At 68.6% G+C, this 226-nt stretch carries 1 pseudogene; it reads right to left on the bottom strand.

Features of this window, described 5'->3' with window-relative positions:
- Positions 1 to 226, bottom strand: a pseudogene (locus tag PXJ20_RS33170) (hypothetical protein); the annotation flags it as partial.

The following is a 226-nucleotide window of genomic DNA, read 5'->3' as shown; positions in this document are numbered from 1 at the left end:
GAAATCAAATGCGGGAAGCGGCCGCTGGTCGTGGGCGACGACCGCCGGCACGCGATCGCCGAGGCTGCGCATGAGCAGCGTATGCAGGCTGTCGAAGCAGCAGTAGACGAGCGTGCCGCCCTCCTTTTCCACGCGCGCGGCGATGGCCGGCACGAAACGCGCGAACTGCAGCACGTCGCCATGCCCCTGCTCGCCCCAGACAAAGAGCGTCCTGCCCGCTAGCGGC

The organism is Paraburkholderia sp. A1RI_3L (genome assembly GCF_048957895.1).
Classification (GTDB): Bacteria; Pseudomonadota; Gammaproteobacteria; order Burkholderiales; family Burkholderiaceae; genus Paraburkholderia; species Paraburkholderia kururiensis.
The sequence above is the reverse complement of the archived record's forward strand: the minus strand, read 5'-3'. Positions and strand labels throughout refer to the sequence as shown.